Source organism: Neobacillus solisequens (assembly GCF_051233465.1).
Classification (GTDB): Bacteria; Bacillota; Bacilli; order Bacillales; family Cytobacillaceae; genus Neobacillus.
The window spans coordinates 158,743-176,476 of record NZ_JBKFGJ010000018.1 but is presented as its reverse complement, the minus strand read 5'-3'; the positions used below and the strand labels follow the sequence as shown (position 1 = coordinate 176,476).

Sequence of the window (17,734 nt, the reverse complement as noted above, 5' to 3'; positions counted from 1 at the left end):
TTTTAAAATGTTAAACCTCCGCCATCTACAGAAAGCGTTGCTCCGGTAATAAAGGAAGCCTCATCTGAAGCTAAAAATGCCACTGCATTTGCTACTTCCTCCGGTGTGCCAATACGTCCCAACGCATTGGCACTAGATATAATCGGCCATTTTCGTTCATTTTGTTTCCAGTTATCAATGATTTTCGTGTCAATGACGCCTGGTGCGATTGCATTTACACGAATATTGTATTTCCCATATTCAAGAGCAGCATTTTTTGTTAAAATCACTACGCCACCTTTGGATGCATTATAGGCTGACATATATTTCTGGCCCTTTAAACCCAACAGGCTTGATGTGTTGATAATCACCCCTCCACCAGCTTTCTTCAGTTCAGGAACAGCATATTTAATCCCGAGGAATACCCCTTTTAAATTGATATCAATGACCTGGTCCCATTCCTCTTCAGCTAATTCGTCACTACGAACCTCTGAATTTCCAATGCCGGCATTATTAAACATGATATGTAAGGCCCCATAGGTATTAGTAGTCATTTGTATAAGTTCTTGAACCTGCTTGGAATTTGCTACATCTGTCTTAATAAAAATGGCTGTTCCACCGGTTTGCTTAATCAGACTAACCGTTTGCTCCCCAGAGACAGAATCCACATCGGCAACTGCAATCTTTGCTCCTTCATGTGCAAACTTTATTGCTGTCGCACGGCCAATTCCGCTACCTCCTCCTGTTACGACTGCTATTTTCCCTCTTAATCTCATAGTCAATTTCATCCTTTCTAAATGTATTGAACACGCTTTCATTCGCACATAACCTACGAAACAAAAAAAGAATAAATATCAAATACTAACCGGTTGGTATGTAATAAACACTATTATACTATTAATAATTTAAATATTCAAATTCTTTTCTAAATATTCTAAAAATATTTGATTTTAGACATACAAAAAAGATCCGGATTTAATAATCCCGACCCGTTGTCCCATTAATATCTTTTCTGAAGCTTTTTCTGCTTATTCATTAACTCATATGATTTTTCTATGATATCAGTTAAGACATCACCCTTATATATTCTTCCCAGTTTCAATCCTTGTTGGTAATACTCAACAATTTCATCCAACTTTGCCGATGTATCTTTTGTAATCCTTACATTTAATTGAATTCTTTCACCTTGTTCCAAGCAAGACACCTCTATTCAATTGATAGCAAATTGTTAGCAAATTGCTAGCAGATTACTATTATCTACTATATGATCTAATTATATCATATTTTAACATTATTTTCATTATATAAAAAGGTGTCTACCATTCATGATAGACACCTTTTGGATGATGTGGTGAACAGTGCTCCAATCACTTCGCACTCCACTCCTGTTCAAATAAAAATTTACGCTTAAAAGGTTAATATTCAATTCCGTCTAACTGATAATGTCCAACTAACCAATTTTCAAGCAGTTTCGTCAGTTCAGGATGGATGGGCAGGTTTCCTTCTGCTGGTAAATCCTTTTTAATAGAGAATATAGTTGATGTTTTGGTTACCAATTTACAGGCGTGGCCCATATTTTCTACTACATAGTATTCAGCGTCCCCTTTTACATACTGTGGTAAATCCTTAAGTACCTCTGGATTTGCTTGAATGTCTTTTGCACCGGTGATCGCTAAAACGGGGCAAGTCACTTTTGCTAAATCCTCTCTGACATTATATTGAATATGTTCACGGAACCACTTTGCGTTAACTTTAACAAAACTTTGTTTGATCGTGTCTTCATTAGACTTCATCATTTTTTCAAGAGATTTTTGAGCCTGCTTTTCAACTTTTTTATGAGCGCCTAAGAATCGTAACAATTTCGCTTGGAAACTTTCCCCATCCAGAATATCTTGGGTAGCGATATCTCTTTGCCGTTTCATCGCTTCACCCAATGTTTCAACCGCTCCTGAAAGCAAAATGAGTCCTCCTAACGATTCCCTAGCTGCAACCGCAGTTCCAATGGCACATCCTTCACTGTGACCTAATATTATCACTTTTTCAGGGTCTACTTCAGGTTGAGCTTTCAAAAATTGAACAGCTGCACGTGCATCATCGACTAGATCCCACAGTCCAGTTTTCAGGTAGTCCCCATCACTTTGGCCAACACCGCGCTTATCGTAACGAAGATTAATAAACCCTAATTTAGTTAAAAATTCCGCTAACTGTCGATAAAGCTTTAAATCCAACTTTTCACTAGCTTTTCCATTGCGATCAATTTTCCCAGACCCTTGAATAATTAGGATGGCCAGCCCTTTTTCTCTACGTGTTTCTGGCAAATTTAATGATCCTTTTAGTGCCACCTTACTTTGAATCGTAATTTCTTTCTCCCTTATTTCCACATCAAATTCCCCCATGTTATTGATCAGTTTCACCTGGAATGATAATAGTAGCTACAGTCCTTCTTCTTCTGCCCTTATCCAGTTTTTTCTCCGCATACTTTATATACACTTCCCTTAATTCCTGAGCAAATTGCTGAAATTCTTCATCGTCTAAAAACAAGGATGTCTGCCGGAAAGTAACACCATCCGCAAATAAATCAATGTTTTCTTCATTTTTCAAATATCTGTCATATTCCCCCATTAAATTAGCCAAAAATTTAATAAACAGGCTCATATGTTCATCCTTTGACAGATTATTTAATTCTTCTGGACTAATTGAAGCTTTCTTTGGGTCTTGAATGGAATAAACCTTTTCCACGGTTCCTCTTATAGGTATTTCATCAACAATATGAATAACACAGGCTTCTGCTAATTTTTTTATATTTCTGTACAACGAAGCCTGCGGTATATCTGGAAGCAGTTCCTTTAACTGTTGGGCTGTTAATTGCTGATTTATTAGTTGCTGAATAATCCGCATCCGAACTGGATGTAAAATGACATCAACGGTTGATTCCTTCATCTTTATTAGCTCCTATTTTTTATTATCATTATCAATAATGATAATAATATAAATAACAATGTTTGTAAAGACCATTTCTCTTACATTTTTAAGAATCATTCAATTTTAACTTGATTTACATGATAAAACCATTTACGGCCAATATTATAGTGAGGAGGTGTTTTAAAATATGATTTTACCATGGATCATTGGGATCATCCTGACAGCACAACCAATGGCCTCTCCTAATCAATTAACCATTACCAAGGATGGAAATGTCGTTACAAAATTTAATCAAACGGACTACTTCTATCCATATGCGGATGTGCCAATCATACATATTAATAAATATGAGCAATTTTTAGAAGAACTTGATCGAAAAGTGGGCATTGCTGCTGAAAATGCTGTTCTGGATCAAAATGGTAATATTATTCCCGAGAAAATCGGCCGTCAGGTTCATCGCCAATCCTTTACGGAACAAGTCTATTCTCATTATTTTAACCAAGATCTATCCTCATTGGAATTACCAATGAGAACGGTGTATCCGACAGTGGATAGTGAGTTACTGAATGATATCCGTAATCTTAGAATTGGGCGATATGTCACTTCATTTAATCCATCTAATAAAAACCGAACAAATAATATCAAATTAGCTGCCAATGCCATCAACAACTATGTAGTGTTTCCAGGTGAAACCTTCTCCTTCAACAAAGTTGTTGGGAAACGGACTAAAGAAAAGGGATATCAACGAGCCAAAGTTATTGTAAGAGGAGAATATTCAGAGGATATCGGTGGTGGTATTTGCCAAGTTTCTTCCACATTATTTAATGCGGTTGATAATGCTGGCCTAGAGATCACGCAACGTTTTTCTCATAGCAGACATGTACCGTATATTCCCCCAGGAAGAGATGCAACTGTAAGTTGGTATGGACCTGATTTTGAATTTAAAAATAACTATAACCAACCTGTCTTAATCCGTGCTAGAACCTTAGGAGGACTTTTAATCACAAAGCTATATTCATCAGAAAGTCTTCATTACAACCCAAAGAAGGTTCCAAACCCCATCTATTAAAAAAGGTCCGCAAAACTGCATCCCCAATTGTTTGTTATCTCTAACAATTGGGATGCAGTTAAAAACTGTGCGGACTTTTCATTTTTATTTGTTATTATTCAGTGCACTTTCCATAAGCTCTTCAGAAAACTCTGCAAGAGCTGCATTGTTCATATGATCAACGTTTAAATTAGGGGTAATATTCTTTGTTATATTTCCAATCCGTTCCATATTAACGTTTGGTGTTAATTTTTTAACGGTGTTAGCGATTGGATCTGCAAATTCTCGACCCCTGCCTTTTTTCATACCATAAACGACTGCACTAATACCTAAACCGAATAATGATGCCCATAGCGTACCTTTATTCCTTCGCTTTGGCATAAACATTTTTAGAAACGGCAAATTCCGTAAGTTTTTCAATATTTGCACCCCTTTTCCAAAGTATGAAAGAGAGAGATTATACCCCTTCCATTTGCTTAATCTGTTCAATTTCCCTTTAGAAAATGCTATGGAATAAGTGCTTTGATTTCTAATTACTGGGAGATGTTAAGCCGTAAATTGTAGAGTTTTCTGCTTTGCTTATAGATGAACATTTCAAATTGGTAGAGACATTTCCAAATTTTTCATATGATTTTGCAAGGGAAATAAAGGAAACATGATTCGTGATTAAGTTCATTTTTATAGTTTACATAATATAATTATTTAATAAATCATTTAGGCACCCTTTTTCATTTGATTACATAAGATGCAAAAAAGTAATTAGGGTGGTGTCTATGGGAGGCTTAACCTATATTGATTTTTTAGCCAAATTTGGAGTCGGAGGAGCCCATCCAGGCGGTATTCTCTTGACAAAAAATATGCTTTCACGGGAAAAGATTACAAGGGATTCTAAAATTTTAGATGCTGGCTGTGGCACAGGACAAACAACAGCCTATTTATACCAGCAATATCAAGCCCATGTATATGGATTAGAACTGAATTCCATCATGGTGGAAAAAGCCAAAAAACGTTTTGAGAACTTACAATACCCTATTAAGTTGATTCAAGGGTCTATCGAAGAAATCCCGCTAGCTGATCAAAGTTTTGATTATGTGCTATCTGAGTCCGTATTAGCTTTTGTGAATAAACCAAAGGCACTAAAAGAGTTCCATCGCGTGCTAAAAGAAGGTGGGCGCCTAATAGCCAATGAAATGACGATTAATAAAAAGCTAAAGAAAGAAGAAGAAAATGAAATTAAAGAATTTTATGCGATTGACTCTTTATTATTAGAAAAAGATTGGACCCGCCTGTTAAAGGATGTAGGATTTAAAAATATCGAAATACAATCACATCCACTTGATCTCCTGAATGGGAACCCTGGACAGGAATTTAATTTTTCTCAGAATTTCGAACCAGAGTTATTCGGCATTCTCAATCAGCATGGTAATATGCTTGTAAAGTACCATGATATATTAAGTCATAGGATTATAACCTGTACAAAATAATCACTTTAAAATGGCCTTCATTAAAAAATGAAAGGCCTTTTATGATTTTTAAAGGGACATGTATGACGTATACCCTTGCAAAAATCGCTCAGCATTCATAATTTATAGCAAGTACACTTGAATGGAGGAAATGGCATTGCAACTAAATTATGAGTCAGCCCGTCGTTTAGAAGGTGAAATGATCAAATTTAAAAATAAAGAAGGAAATTGGACCATGGGGCGTGTAGCTAAGGTAAGAAAGGATGGACTTGAAATCGAAGAATTATCGTCTTCTGCAGAAAGTGACGGTTATGGATTTGGTTTCTGGGGACCGTTCTTTAGACCTCCTGTATTTGTTCCATTTGTTGGCGTAGCCTTCCCATTCTTCTTTTGGTAAGAAATGTTGAGTCTCTTCCCCAGCCAAATCTTACTGTTCTGCCTGAATGAATATTATTAGATTCTGGATAAAGAATAGTCTTGAAAGGATTGGTGAGGGAATGGATAAAACCTTAGGATATTTAAGGGAGATTTTATCAAATTATACGGACAACCATACAGAGGGTAAGCAGATTTATCATAAACTTGTGAAAGGTCATTATCCATCTGAAGGTTCGTTTGTTCGCGACCTAACCAGTAAGGAAATTGACTTTCTTAACAAAATTTTGCCCGATGAGATTAAATATGCAAATGAGGAACAAGATCGTAAAAGGGCACATGAGTTAAATGAGGTTTTTGAGCTATTGTTATAAAACAAAAGATGGCGGAACATGGCCATCTTTTTTCATTTTTATCATTGTATGGAAATATTTCAATTTTCGCAAATTTATTTCCTAGGCAAGCGCAAGGTACGACAAAACACGATTGATTAATCGATGTTATTTCATCACAAACCGACAAGAACTACCTAGAAATTACAACTTCTTTTACTTATTTCTAACGATTTTACAAATAAACGACAAACACAATATTTCCTGATTTCCTGCAAATTTCTAGTGAATATCCCGTTTCTTAAATCTTCCGCCTCGTACCTCTGCAATATCTGCCACAGCAAAAAAGGCACTTTGATCATACTCTGTGACGATTTCTTTTAATTTTGCTTCCTCAAGACGGTTGATTACACAAAAAATAACTTTCTTGTCATCCCCAGAATAGGCCCCTTCCCCATTCAAATAGGTAACTCCACGACCAAGACGGTTCAAAATGGCATCGCCAAGCTCTTTTGCATTGTCACTTATGATCCATACCGATTTCGATTCATCTAATCCGGCAACGGTAATATCAATCGTCTTGAAGGCAACAAAATAGGCAATTAAGGAATACATGGCACGATCCCAACTAAAAACAAATCCTGCGCTTCCCAAGATAAACAGGTTGAAAAACATGATGATTTCCCCAACAGAAAACGGCAGTTTGTTATTAAAGAGAATCGCAAGTACTTCGGTTCCATCTAATGAACCTCCATACCGAATCACTAAACCAACTCCTATCCCTAGAACAACTCCTCCAAAAATAGTGGCAAGGAGAATATCCTGGGTGAAGGCCGGAACGGGATGAAGCAATGTAGTCGCGATGGAGAGAACAAAGATTCCATAGAGAGTGGAAATGGCAAAGGTTTTGCCAATTTGTTTATAGCCTAAAAAGAAAAAAGGAAGGTTTAGTAGAAAGAGAAAAATACCTAATTTCCAACCGGTTATATACGATAGCATGATGGAGATACCGGTTATTCCGCCATCAATAACCTTATTAGGAACAAGAAATATTTCAAGTCCTACAGCCATTAACAATGCACCTAATGTAATTAACAATGCTCGAAGGAAAATCTTCCTTTTTGTCAATTTTCGATGTTGAATTTTTTCCATTAGCACTTCCTGCTGTTCAATCAAATTTAGTTCGCTGTTTCCAGACATTCAATTTCCCCTTTCATTTAAGCCTTCTATTTTTATTATAGCGTTTGGAAGCTTCCATTTATAATATTTTGCCTTTTAAAACAAAGAAACTGCCTAATAATAGGCAGCCATTAGACTAGCTTGGGTCCACTTCATCGTATGAAAGTGTTGTTACACTTGTGTATTCCCCACTTTCCATTTCCTCTTCTGTAGCACTTTTTTCTAGTTCTTCTTGATCATCCATGCCAGGGGCAATTGAAGGACCTTTCTTTAACTCTTTTCTTTTTGACATATTCTCATCTCCTTCCATGGATATTTTCCCAAAAAGGATCGAGATTATACCAGAATTCAGATGGTAATATTTTTAGACTTGGTCGGTTACCATTCTTTTGCATCTTTGCCGCCACAGTATTCACTTTTTCTAATTGGATATGCTTTGCCCTTAAACTGCTATCCAAATAAAAAGGAGCTACTCCATTTTTTGAAGTAACTCCTTACTATTATTAACATCTTAGGAGACCCAACCATGACATCAGCCAAATAGTTCAATTTTCATTTCCTTTTAGTCTTTTTTTACGAGCTAAAAGAAAACTTTGAAGGATCAGCCGATGTGTGTTTGTTCCGTTGAAGGAATTAATTCACATGTTAAATGGAATTCAAATTCCTCAAGAGAAAAAACTTTTTGATACGGGATTTAAACCGTTTAGAGACTCTTACATTACTTTATTATTTGGAAATTATGGTTTCAAACAATGAAATCGTTTAATTAAGATTCAGTAGATATATCGTTCATAAACGATATATTTTCTTATAAACGCTTAACTTTTTTTACTTATTAGTTTGAAAACATCTTGCTAATAAGCTTCCTTTAACATCTGATTCTATAGTGTTTATAGATTCAATGTAAAGGACTAGTTAAGGATTTACTCTTTTTCAATTGATTTCGACTTGTTTCACCTTCCAAATAAATAAAGGGAAACCTATATTCGTTCACAAACGGAACGAACACGTATGGTTGAGTCTCCTAAGATGTTATGTTTTCTTTGTTTATCTTTTACACTTATAGTATAACACGGAAGAAGATGAATACACGGGTCATTTATGACAAAACAGTGAACTTTTGGAAAAAATCAGGGTCCAGATCCATAAGCTCTGAACCCCCATTTTTATTGTGCTTTAGGACGTGAACGCTTAATGAAAAATGCCAAGCAAAAGGCCACTACTGCAATTCCTGTTGCTACCATGAAAGAATCATTGATTCCATCGATGGTGGCTTGTTTCATAGTTTGACCATAAATCAAGTAAGAGCTTAATTGGTTCCCAACGGTAGCAGGAACGTGCGCTACAGTCGCAAGCCCTTGGCCAATTTGAGCTGTCTTAGTGGCAATAAATGGGTTAGCGCTGGTGATTAAACTGGAGTATTCACCCATATGAGCACTTTGTCTAGTGGTCATGACTGTTACCAGAAACGCTGTCCCGATACTACCTGCAACCTGCCTTGCCGTATTGGAGGCAGCCGTACCATGAGAACCTAAATGTGGCGGCAATTGGTTCAGCCCCTCGGTCATGACTGTCATACTTAAAAATGACATCCCAAACATCCGCATGATATATAAAAACATGATGTGATCATAGGATGTGGTCATGCTTAATTTTGTGAATTCCCAAGTTGTTACAATTGTGATAAGCAGTCCAATAACGGCTAGCCATCTTGCTCCAATCTTATCGAATAACGCCCCGGCAATCGGGGTCATGATCCCCATAACGATTGCACCCGGAAGCAACAGGAGACCAGAATCAAGTGCTGTAAACCCACGAATATTTTGCAGATAGATTGGTAATAAAATCATTGCTCCAAACATTGCCATATTAATAATCATACTAATAACGGTTGTTAAAGAAAATATATCATATTTGAAAACACGTAAATCCAGCATTGGCTTATCTGTTGTTAACTCACGAATCGTAAAGGCGACTAAAGAAATAATCCCAATTAACAATGAAACAACTACTGTTGTACTTGACCATCCATCACTGCCAGCTTCACTAAATCCGTATAAAAGAAAGCCAAAACCTACTGTAGAGAAAAGTAAACCCGGAAAATCAAATTTGGGATTTGTTTTTTCCGTTACATCCTTCACCCACAGATAACTGAGAATTAAATCAATAATTCCAATCGGAATGACAATATCGAATAATAATCTCCATGAATAATGCTCAATCAGCCATCCGGACAATGTTGGGCCAATCGCCGGTGCAAAGAGCATGACAACTCCCATAATCCCCATTGCCGTTCCGCGTTTTTCAGGTGGAAAAATCGTAAAGAAAACAGTCATTAATAAAGGCATGATAATTCCCGCACCAGATGCCTGGATAAGACGACCCGTCATTAAAAAACTGAAATTGGTTGATAATGAACAGATGACAGAACCAAATGTAAACAAGAAAATGGATGTAAGAAACAACTTCCTCGTGCCAAATTTATCAATTAAAAAGGCCGTAACTGGGATGAAAATTCCATTTACCAGCATGTACCCAGTGGAAAGCCATTGAACGGTTGATGCTGATACGTTAAGATCTGTCATGATATGTGGGATTGCTACATTCAGCAAGGTTTGATTTAATATCGCAACAAACGCCCCAAGCATTAATGCAGCCAACACTTTCCCTTTTCCAGTACTCTCTTTAGCATCTTCTACTCTCGACGTTTCTATCGGCTTTTCCGTCCGTTTCGGGGTAACATCTTCCTCCACATTTCTTTTTACCTCAGGTCTTTTAGGAAATTCATTTTGTGCTTCATCCAGTTTCACCCTTAAATGCTCAGCTTGGGTGGCTTCAAAAGAGCTTTTTTGCTTTTTGGATCTTTTCTTCCCTCTTTTCATTAATTGAAGGTTGATCAGCAATATCAGCAATACGCTTAATACGACATAAACCGTGATATACGTTGACATTTTATCACCTACTTATGAATTCTCACGGTTACATTCATACCTGGAACAATTTGAAGTCCTTTGTCATCATCAATTGAGATTTTTACAGGAATTACTTGAGTAACTTTTGTATAGTTTCCTGTGCTGTTAGAAGAAGGCAGTAATGAAAAAGTTCCGGATGTGGCTAAACCTATCGTTTCTACTTTCCCTTTTAAAGTAGTGTTTGGAAAGGCATCAACATAAATATCTACATCCTGATCCACTGCAATATCATCGATATTTGTTTCTTCAATATTTGCTGTTACCCATAGACTTTTCAAATCATATACTTGAGCCAATGGGGTTCCTGCTGCTACAAAAGAATCTTTGACAGCATTACTTTGTACAATAGTTCCGTCAGTTGGAAGATTAATCGGTACTTCCACTCCATTTACTCCTGTGCTTGTTGAAAAGATACTTCCAATTTGTTGATCTTTTCCAAACGAATCTCCCACTTTTCCTTCCCATTTCATTAATTTTCCGCTGGCAGGGGCTGCAATGGTTACTTGTTGCCCGGCAATTTGAGCATTGTCAGTGGAAATATAATTTGTTTTGGTGTTGTAATAGGAATACGCAGCAAAACCGCCCCCTACTAAAATCACTAAAATGATGATATTAATAATGATTAATTTCCCTATCTTCATTTCACTTTTCCTCCTCAGTGATTAACACGGATAAAATTAATTTGTGCAAACGCAATAAGTGATTGATTTCTTCCTTGGGCAGGTCCATAACCTGTTTTATTCTGTTGACTAAAATAGAATGATTTGAAAAAAGTTCTTTTAATATAGCTTCTCCCTTATCTGTTAACTTAATGGATACCGAACGGCGATTTTCCGGAGGAACCAACCTTTCAACCAACTCCTGCTGAACTAAGCGATCAATGACCCCGCTCACCGTACTGTTTGTCAGCTTCAGTTTATCAGCTAACTCCCCTAGCCCCACTTCCTGATGTAAGGAAATAAAATATAACGCTTTTAACTGAACTACTGTGATTCCTGCACGGTCGGCATCTTTTTTGATAAGCCTATAAATCGCCCGATTGATCTCCGCAAATGAGTCCAAAAGTTCATTATTTAGTTGAATCATTTTCTCCTCCTTTTTTTAGTGTCCAAATATTTACTAGACAAACATTTCGTATACGAAATGTTTTTATACAAACTGAATTATAATTGTACTATTTTTATTATGTCAACAAAAATCTCTGCAATCCTTATAAAACAGAAAAAGGCCTCTTCCACAAGTGGAAAAGACCCTTTTATAATTAATTATTTTGATCCAGGAGCTGGTTGGTCCACGCCTTTAACATGATGGCTGTGTCCATCATTCTCAGAGGTTTGAAAATCATAGTAATGTACATGCATCCCATTTCCCACCGGGATTGCCGGCCCAGAATAGGCACGGTAATGATGCGTATGACCATCTTCAAACAAAACATATCCCTCTGTGTAATGAATATGTCCCCCGTCTTGAGTAGGTATTGGGGGTGAAGTAACATCTAAACACTGGTGAACATGTCCACCACTCAATCCGGTATAATCAACTGAACCATGGTTATGGTGTGGAACAAATCCTGAAACGAAATCGTCTTTTCCGATTTTACTCAAAACAATCCACCTCACATGATTAATCTCTTCTTCATTTATATGCATGTCAAATGGCGAAACATTCCATTATTAATAAATAGTTATGATACATAACAAAAAAATTGCTTCGCATACTATTTTTGTACCACTAATTATACGAAAGAAGGTTTTTAAATGACTGTAGGAACTCAGGTTAAACAAACTTTAGCAGGACTTAAAAGTGCACAAGCTGCTTTTGAAACTTTTGCCTTACAAACAGAAAATAAAAATGCAAAACAGTTATATCAAAATGCAGCCCAACAAACCCAAACGATTATTGATGGAATTGAACCTCGACTTCAAGAAATCACGAGTGAAGAACCACAATATAACCAATAAGTAAGGATAGGTTGGCATTTTTCGCCAACCCCTTTTTGCTGTACATTGACCTTATAGGGAGGAGCCCATGACTGTAGCTTCTAATGTAAAACAAACGCTTGCCACTATAAAAAGTATTGAAGCGCAATTATCGATGCTTGCCTTAAATTCTTTAGAAGATGAGGCGAAAACTGTTTTTCATGAAACGATGTTAACGGTTGGGAACATTAAAAAAGACCTGCAATACCGGGTATATGAATTGGAACGTCAAGAACCGCAATACCAAGGATCGTAAATGTTGAGGTGAACATAGATGCCAGGATGGGTTTTTATCATATCTCGATCCCTTATTTTCTTACTTCTCTTGTTTGTAACAACAAAAATTCTCGGTAAAAAGCAAATCTCCGAGTTATCTTTTTTTGAATATGTAGCAGGGATCACAATTGGAAGTATTGCCGGAGAAGTGGTTACTGGTCTAGAAAGCAACGCCTATCACGGAGCAATAGCCATTTTCATGTTTGGGCTAGTCACATTTTTAGTAAATTACATATCCATCCATTCTAAAAAATTCCGAGATTTTGCGGAAGGCAGAGGTACGGTTGTCATTAAGGATGGAAAAATTCTTGAAGATAACCTCAAAAAAGAAAAGTATACGATTGATGAAATTTCAGCCCTCTTGAGGCAAAAAAGTATTTTTCGAATTGCCGATGTTGAATATGCTGTCTTAGAACCAAGGGGAAATTTAAGTGCAATGCTTAAAAAGGATTATCAGCCATTAACACCCAAAGATATTGGATTGAAGCTTCCCAATGAAGAATCTCCACAAACGATTATTATGGACGGAAGTATTGTGGATGAGGCATTAAGATGGACCGGGAAAAGCAGAGGATGGTTATATGCAGAACTAGAAAAAATGGGGGTTACTTTAGACAATGTTTTCATTGGGGAACTTAATTCCTATGGCGAATTAACCGTTGATCTTTACGATGATAAAATAAAAGTCCCTCAACCGCAGCAAAGACCATTGTTGATGGCTTCATTAAAAAAAGTTCAAGCTGATTTAGAGCTTTACTGCCTTTCCACCAATTGTGAAAAATCGAAAGCCATGTATAAGAAAAATGCAGCCTTATTACAGGAATCAATTGATAAATTAAAACCTTTTCTTAATGGATAGCAGACTAAATCCTTATCGATTCGTTCGATTAGGATTTTTTTATTCACATAATTCAGAATTCTGCTATAATTTAGGGTATCGAAATGAAAGGAGAATGACCATGAGGCCCATCTTATTAGGGATTTTAGCCGCGTTCTTTTTTGCTTTCACCTTTGTCCTTAACAGAGCGATGGACCTTGCCGGCGGCAGTTGGATTTGGAGTGCAACTTTAAGATATTTTTTTATGGTCCCCTTTCTATTCCTGATTGTTTCGGGAAGGAAAAATCTTAAACCATTATTTATTGAGATGAAAAAGCATCCCTTATTGTGGGTTATGTGGAGTACGGTTGGCTTCGGTTTATTTTATGCTCCACTATGTTTCTCCGCTTCCTATGCACCGGGTTGGTTGATTGCAGCTACATGGCAAATGACAATCATTTCTGGTTCCTTATTAGCACCTCTTTTTTATGAAGTTATCAACACCGAAAATGAAACCATTCTTAGAAAAGGGAAAATTCCTCTCAAGGGTATGGCGATGTCGCTTATTATACTGCTTGGTATTATTCTCATGCAGCTGCAACAGGCAGATCAGTTATCTTTAGGAACATTATTATTGGGGGTTTTACCTGTTGTCATTGCATCATTCTCCTATCCATTAGGGAATCGTAAAATGATGGACCTTTGTAAAGGAAGATTAGATGTATTTCAGCGTGTATTGGGAATGACCCTTGCCAGCATGCCCTTTTGGGTTATTCTTTCAGTTTACGGTTATTTTACAGTCGGACTTCCGGAGCTTGGACAGACTCTTCAATCAGGGATTGTCGCTGTATCCTCTGGTGTCATTGCAACTGTGCTCTTTTTCCAGGCAACTGACCTGGTTAGAGGAAACATGCAGCAATTGGCTGCCGTAGAAGCTACTCAATCTATGGAGGTGTTATTTGCCTTAATTGGGGAACTACTCTTGCTGCACTCTACTCCTCCGTCACATGTCTCTTGGTTTGGAATTTTGATCGTTATGGCTGGAATGATCCTCCATAGTTATGTTTCCCATAAAAAGGAACAGCCGACTGGTAACAAAATTAGCGCTTAACAGTCATAACCCTTTTTTTCAAAGCATAAAGTAACTTGTCGTTCGAAATAGGAGATTTTTGAAACCAAAACCTCGTTCGATCGTACACATATTGATGGAAAGTTTAATACAAAGTGAGGTTCTAAAATAATGTTTGGTAAAGTAGCAGCAGATTTATTAGGATTAAGCGATGTTGGGACAGTGATTAAACCTACTGACTATGATAAGGTGGATGCAGACGATTATGTCATGCATGAGGATCACGAAAAAATTTATTTTTTGATTAAATCCAAATCAGATGAATATTGTTTTACTAATAATGCATTGATTCATCTTGATGGAACAAGTGCTACCAGTAAAAAAAGAATGCTCTACCGTTATAGCTATGCGAAAAACAAAATAGCGGATGTCCATCTTGAAACAGCGGGTACGGTTGACCTAGACGTTGAAATCAAATTTAAAATTGGCTCACAATCTTTCTCCATTGATGTTCATAAAAAACATATCGAAGAAGTGAAGGATTTATATAAAGCTCTGATCAAAATTTCCGAGATTACCCATGAAAATGATATTTCACTTCAATTTGCCAAACAAAGTCTCGATATTGCTTCTACAACCTTGGGCCGGGTTTCCAGCCAAAACAATAACCTTGTAGAGCAATTTCAATTAGTAAACCAAGCAGCGTTTCAATGGCTCGAAAACAGTAAAAAACAATATTGTGTAAAAGATTTCGGTTTTGTGTTTGAAAAATATATCAATAATTAAAGTTTTAGATAACCCCGGATGAACCGGGGTTATTTTTATGTTTAAATATACTCGATTAAAACATCATCCAATGGTAATCTGGTGGTATTAAATGGAGATGCAGCTGCCTTGCCGATTGGAATTAACACAATTGGAAAATATCGATCAGACACATTAAATTTTTCTGCAAATTTACCTTTGTCAAATCCACCCATTGGCACTGTATCATAGCCTCTATCCTTTGCAATCAACATAATTTGCATGGAAATAAGGCCAGCATCGAATGTTGCAATATGTTTACGAATCTCTTCTGGTGCATATGGATACGTACTATTGGCGCTTTGAATTAAACGATTCATATTGGCTTCATCCATAAACCCTGCTTCATGTGCACTGCGATAAACTTGCTCAATACTCTTGAACATCTCTTTATCTCCGAGTACAGCTATAACGGCTGATGCCGTTTCTACTTGTTCCTGGTTATTTGAAATGGCTCTTAACTCTTTTTTTGTTTCTTGATCCTCAATTACAATAAATCGCCATGGTTGAAGATTGCTGGATGATGGTGCTGTAGTCGCTTCTTTTAAAATATCCTTTATTTCCTCTTGTGGAATTTTAAAATTAGGATCATATTTTCTTATTGAATGACGTTCTTTCATTACCTCTGATAAACTTTTTGTTAAAGTTGTTTTCATAACTGTTCCTCCATTCTTTTAGCTTACTAAAAGTAAGTATGAATTTAGCTTACTAAAAGTAAGTATGTATCGTCAAGTGAAAAGTTTGTGTTATGATACTAATAGAAAAGTCTAAATGAGGTATTTTAAAATGAATGAAATAAACAATTGTCAAAATAACGATAATAAGAAAGAAATTCCGCATTTCTGCACAAATTTCCATAATTCTATTGAGTTTATCGGCAAGCGATGGACAGGTATTATTATTTATACTTTGCTAAGAGGACCGAAAAGATATAATGAAATTATTTCCGAGATACACGGAATTTCCGACAGGCTGTTAACCGAACGGTTACGTGATTTGGAAAAGGAAGGATTAATCGTGAAGAAAATGATTAATCAATCTCCCAAAAAAGTGGAGTACGAATTAACAGAGGCAGGTAAACAATTGGAAGAAGTGATCGAGGCACTTATGAAATGGGTGAAAATCCGCAAAAAAATGTAACAAAAAAGCCTGCACAAATTGTGCAAGCTCCTCATTATTTTAGGTTGGGGCGATGAAATAGTCCCATCACCTCAATGGTTTCAGTGATATTAACAAAAGCTGTTGTATCAATTTCCGTGATTAATTGTTTTACTTCGTTCAGTTCGTATCTGGAAATGACCGTTATCAATATGTTCCGTTTCGAATTGGTATACCCGCCTGTGCCATCCATGATGGTCAAACCACGATATAGATTGGTCAACAAATGCTCTCGCAGTTCTTGCCCTTTTTCAGTAATAATCATAATCGTTAACTTGGCATGATCCGTGTAGATGGCATCAACTACTTTTCCGGTTACATAAATGGACACGAGTGTATTCAGGGCTGAATCCCAATTAAATAAAAATCCACTTATCATGATGACCACTGCATTCATTCCTGAAAGTAAAACACCAATTGGAAAATCCATTTTTCTTGCAACGATCATTCCGATAATATCGAAACCACCAGTTGAACCCGAACACCGGAACACTAAACCTACACCTAGCCCGGTTACTGCTCCTCCAAAAATGGAAGATAATATGGTATCTTTTGCAATAGGAACTACCGGGATCAGATAAAGTGCTAGTGAAATAATAATAACTGATAGTACTGAATTAACCATAAATTTTTTTCCGAGCATCTTATATCCCAGGATTAATAAGGGAAGATTTAATAGAAAATTAATCAGACCTGTGTTTACAGGTGTTATCATCCCAAAAATCATGGAGATCCCGCTTAACCCACCGCTCAAGATATGGTGCGGAATTAAAAAGAGATTGAACCCTACCCCAACAATAAGAGAGCCGACAATTAATCCTAACCATTTCATGATATAATTTCCCCCACCGCTAATCATTTCTTTCTACAAATAATAACGATTTTTATATCGTCTGTAAATTTATTTATTTTTTCCAATAATATTCAATTCCAAGAAATTTTTTCTATTGACATTTTCACTATAATATTTATACTTTAGTAGTATATTAACTTTATAGATAAATCCTCATCAAACCGATGGGGTAGAGGTCGCGGTTTTTATTAGTAAAACGGAAGAAATGCAAGAGACGTTAGAGACTCCGTTTGAAAGGAAAAGCTGCCGAAGTGTGCTTTAATCTCTGTTATAGCATGCTGGGGCTGTCTCCAAACAGGAACAGAACTGTCACACTTTAGTTTTACCAGCTAAGTGTGTTGAGCTATCTTTCGGAAGGTATGATGCGGGGTAATGATAATGCCATCGAATCTGCTTCGTTGGCATTTTTCTATTCCAAACTCCTTCTAAAGAAACTCGCCAAATGGCAAACCCAATTGGGTGGAACATGAGACGCAGTTCTCTATTGCATTCAGAATTTATTTCTGAA

The 17,734-nt window shown here is 36.7% G+C and carries 23 protein-coding genes and 1 riboswitch; of the genes, 10 read left to right on the top strand and 13 right to left on the bottom strand.

From position 1 onward, the window contains the following. Nucleotides 1-2: 2 nt before the first annotated feature. The 4 genes from ACI3K6_RS17495 to ACI3K6_RS17480 all read right to left on the bottom strand — a co-directional run bounded on the left by ACI3K6_RS17495 (nt 3) and on the right by ACI3K6_RS17480 (nt 2,919). The gene (locus ACI3K6_RS17495) at nt 3-755 is read right to left on the bottom strand and encodes an SDR family NAD(P)-dependent oxidoreductase (RefSeq protein ID WP_435555848.1); all 753 of its coding nucleotides are present in this window, start codon (nt 753-755) and stop codon (nt 3-5) included. 224 nt (nt 756-979) lie between these two features. Continuing rightward, nucleotides 980-1,174 carry a hypothetical protein gene (locus tag ACI3K6_RS17490; RefSeq protein ID WP_435555847.1) on the bottom strand — a complete coding sequence of 65 codons (195 nt, stop codon included), beginning with the start codon at nt 1,172-1,174 and terminating at the stop codon, nt 980-982. A gap of 220 nt (nt 1,175-1,394) precedes the next feature. Continuing rightward, entirely contained in the window at nt 1,395-2,360 is a 966-nt protein-coding gene (locus tag ACI3K6_RS17485; RefSeq protein ID WP_435555846.1) for an alpha/beta hydrolase, read from the bottom strand. 16 nt (nt 2,361-2,376) lie between these two features. Next, on the bottom strand, nt 2,377-2,919 hold the full coding sequence (locus ACI3K6_RS17480) for a helix-turn-helix domain-containing protein (protein WP_435555845.1): 543 nt from the start codon (nt 2,917-2,919) through the stop codon (nt 2,377-2,379). Between the two features lie 169 nt (nt 2,920-3,088). Between ACI3K6_RS17480 and ACI3K6_RS17475 the strand changes: the two genes are divergently transcribed. Next, nucleotides 3,089-3,970, top strand: coding sequence for a VanW family protein (locus tag ACI3K6_RS17475; protein WP_435555844.1), 882 nt, complete (start codon nt 3,089-3,091; stop codon nt 3,968-3,970). Between the two features lie 84 nt (nt 3,971-4,054). On the opposite strand, the gene ACI3K6_RS17470 is transcribed toward ACI3K6_RS17475, so the two are convergent. Continuing rightward, nucleotides 4,055-4,369, bottom strand: coding sequence for a hypothetical protein (locus tag ACI3K6_RS17470; protein ID WP_435555843.1), 315 nt, complete (start codon nt 4,367-4,369; stop codon nt 4,055-4,057). Nucleotides 4,370-4,722: 353 nt separating this feature from the next. Between ACI3K6_RS17470 and ACI3K6_RS17465 the strand changes: the two genes are divergently transcribed. The 3 genes from ACI3K6_RS17465 to ACI3K6_RS17455 all read left to right on the top strand — a co-directional run bounded on the left by ACI3K6_RS17465 (nt 4,723) and on the right by ACI3K6_RS17455 (nt 6,161). Next, a complete protein-coding gene (locus tag ACI3K6_RS17465; protein ID WP_335475216.1) occupies nt 4,723-5,433 on the top strand; it encodes a class I SAM-dependent methyltransferase in 711 nt (236 codons plus the stop codon). Nucleotides 5,434-5,569: 136 nt separating this feature from the next. Then, nucleotides 5,570-5,809, top strand: coding sequence for a hypothetical protein (locus tag ACI3K6_RS17460; protein WP_435555842.1), 240 nt, complete (start codon nt 5,570-5,572; stop codon nt 5,807-5,809). A 100-nt stretch (nt 5,810-5,909) separates the two neighbouring features. Further along, nucleotides 5,910-6,161 (top strand): sigma-G-dependent sporulation-specific acid-soluble spore protein CsgA, encoded by a 252-nt coding sequence (locus tag ACI3K6_RS17455; protein WP_435555841.1) that lies wholly within the window; start codon nt 5,910-5,912, stop codon nt 6,159-6,161. Nucleotides 6,162-6,401: 240 nt separating this feature from the next. Here the strand turns inward: ACI3K6_RS17455 and ACI3K6_RS17450 are convergent, their stop codons facing one another. The 6 genes from ACI3K6_RS17450 to ACI3K6_RS17425 all read right to left on the bottom strand — a co-directional run bounded on the left by ACI3K6_RS17450 (nt 6,402) and on the right by ACI3K6_RS17425 (nt 11,874). Beyond that, nucleotides 6,402-7,319: a YitT family protein gene (locus ACI3K6_RS17450; RefSeq protein WP_335475211.1), complete on the bottom strand. Its 918-nt coding sequence runs from the start codon at nt 7,317-7,319 to the stop codon at nt 6,402-6,404. Nucleotides 7,320-7,434: 115 nt separating this feature from the next. Next, nucleotides 7,435-7,590 carry a hypothetical protein gene (locus ACI3K6_RS17445; protein ID WP_435555840.1) on the bottom strand — a complete coding sequence of 52 codons (156 nt, stop codon included), beginning with the start codon at nt 7,588-7,590 and terminating at the stop codon, nt 7,435-7,437. Between the two features lie 874 nt (nt 7,591-8,464). Then, complete coding sequence (locus ACI3K6_RS17440) at nt 8,465-10,249, bottom strand: DHA2 family efflux MFS transporter permease subunit (protein WP_435555839.1); 1,785 nt, start codon at nt 10,247-10,249, stop codon at nt 8,465-8,467. 8 nt (nt 10,250-10,257) lie between these two features. After that, nucleotides 10,258-10,911: an HlyD family secretion protein gene (locus ACI3K6_RS17435; protein ID WP_435555838.1), complete on the bottom strand. Its 654-nt coding sequence runs from the start codon at nt 10,909-10,911 to the stop codon at nt 10,258-10,260. Between the two features lies 1 nt (nt 10,912). Continuing rightward, entirely contained in the window at nt 10,913-11,356 is a 444-nt protein-coding gene (locus tag ACI3K6_RS17430; RefSeq protein WP_435555837.1) for a MarR family winged helix-turn-helix transcriptional regulator, read from the bottom strand. A gap of 179 nt (nt 11,357-11,535) precedes the next feature. Then, nucleotides 11,536-11,874 carry a YmaF family protein gene (locus ACI3K6_RS17425; RefSeq protein ID WP_335475199.1) on the bottom strand — a complete coding sequence of 113 codons (339 nt, stop codon included), beginning with the start codon at nt 11,872-11,874 and terminating at the stop codon, nt 11,536-11,538. Between the two features lie 153 nt (nt 11,875-12,027). Between ACI3K6_RS17425 and ACI3K6_RS17420 the strand changes: the two genes are divergently transcribed. The 5 genes from ACI3K6_RS17420 to ACI3K6_RS17400 all read left to right on the top strand — a co-directional run bounded on the left by ACI3K6_RS17420 (nt 12,028) and on the right by ACI3K6_RS17400 (nt 15,197). Further along, complete coding sequence (locus ACI3K6_RS17420) at nt 12,028-12,231, top strand: DUF1657 domain-containing protein (RefSeq protein WP_335475197.1); 204 nt, start codon at nt 12,028-12,030, stop codon at nt 12,229-12,231. A 67-nt stretch (nt 12,232-12,298) separates the two neighbouring features. Continuing rightward, nucleotides 12,299-12,505 carry a DUF1657 domain-containing protein gene (locus ACI3K6_RS17415; protein WP_335475195.1) on the top strand — a complete coding sequence of 69 codons (207 nt, stop codon included), beginning with the start codon at nt 12,299-12,301 and terminating at the stop codon, nt 12,503-12,505. 18 nt (nt 12,506-12,523) lie between these two features. Next, the gene (locus tag ACI3K6_RS17410; protein WP_435555836.1) at nt 12,524-13,384 is read left to right on the top strand and encodes a DUF421 domain-containing protein; all 861 of its coding nucleotides are present in this window, start codon (nt 12,524-12,526) and stop codon (nt 13,382-13,384) included. 100 nt (nt 13,385-13,484) lie between these two features. Continuing rightward, nucleotides 13,485-14,453: a DMT family transporter gene (locus ACI3K6_RS17405; protein WP_435555835.1), complete on the top strand. Its 969-nt coding sequence runs from the start codon at nt 13,485-13,487 to the stop codon at nt 14,451-14,453. Nucleotides 14,454-14,582: 129 nt separating this feature from the next. Continuing rightward, nucleotides 14,583-15,197, top strand: a complete 615-nt coding sequence (locus ACI3K6_RS17400; protein WP_335475189.1) for a PH domain-containing protein — start codon at nt 14,583-14,585, stop codon at nt 15,195-15,197. A 41-nt stretch (nt 15,198-15,238) separates the two neighbouring features. On the opposite strand, the gene ACI3K6_RS17395 is transcribed toward ACI3K6_RS17400, so the two are convergent. Next, nucleotides 15,239-15,871, bottom strand: a complete 633-nt coding sequence (locus ACI3K6_RS17395) for a nitroreductase family protein (RefSeq protein WP_335475187.1) — start codon at nt 15,869-15,871, stop codon at nt 15,239-15,241. Nucleotides 15,872-16,001: 130 nt separating this feature from the next. Between ACI3K6_RS17395 and ACI3K6_RS17390 the strand changes: the two genes are divergently transcribed. Continuing rightward, a complete protein-coding gene (locus tag ACI3K6_RS17390; protein ID WP_435555834.1) occupies nt 16,002-16,355 on the top strand; it encodes a winged helix-turn-helix transcriptional regulator in 354 nt (117 codons plus the stop codon). Nucleotides 16,356-16,389: 34 nt separating this feature from the next. Here the strand turns inward: ACI3K6_RS17390 and ACI3K6_RS17385 are convergent, their stop codons facing one another. Continuing rightward, nucleotides 16,390-17,205 (bottom strand): YitT family protein, encoded by an 816-nt coding sequence (locus tag ACI3K6_RS17385; protein WP_435555833.1) that lies wholly within the window; start codon nt 17,203-17,205, stop codon nt 16,390-16,392. Between the two features lie 183 nt (nt 17,206-17,388). Next, nucleotides 17,389-17,580, top strand: a riboswitch (Lysine riboswitch). The last annotated feature ends 154 nt before the right edge of the window (nt 17,581-17,734 follow it).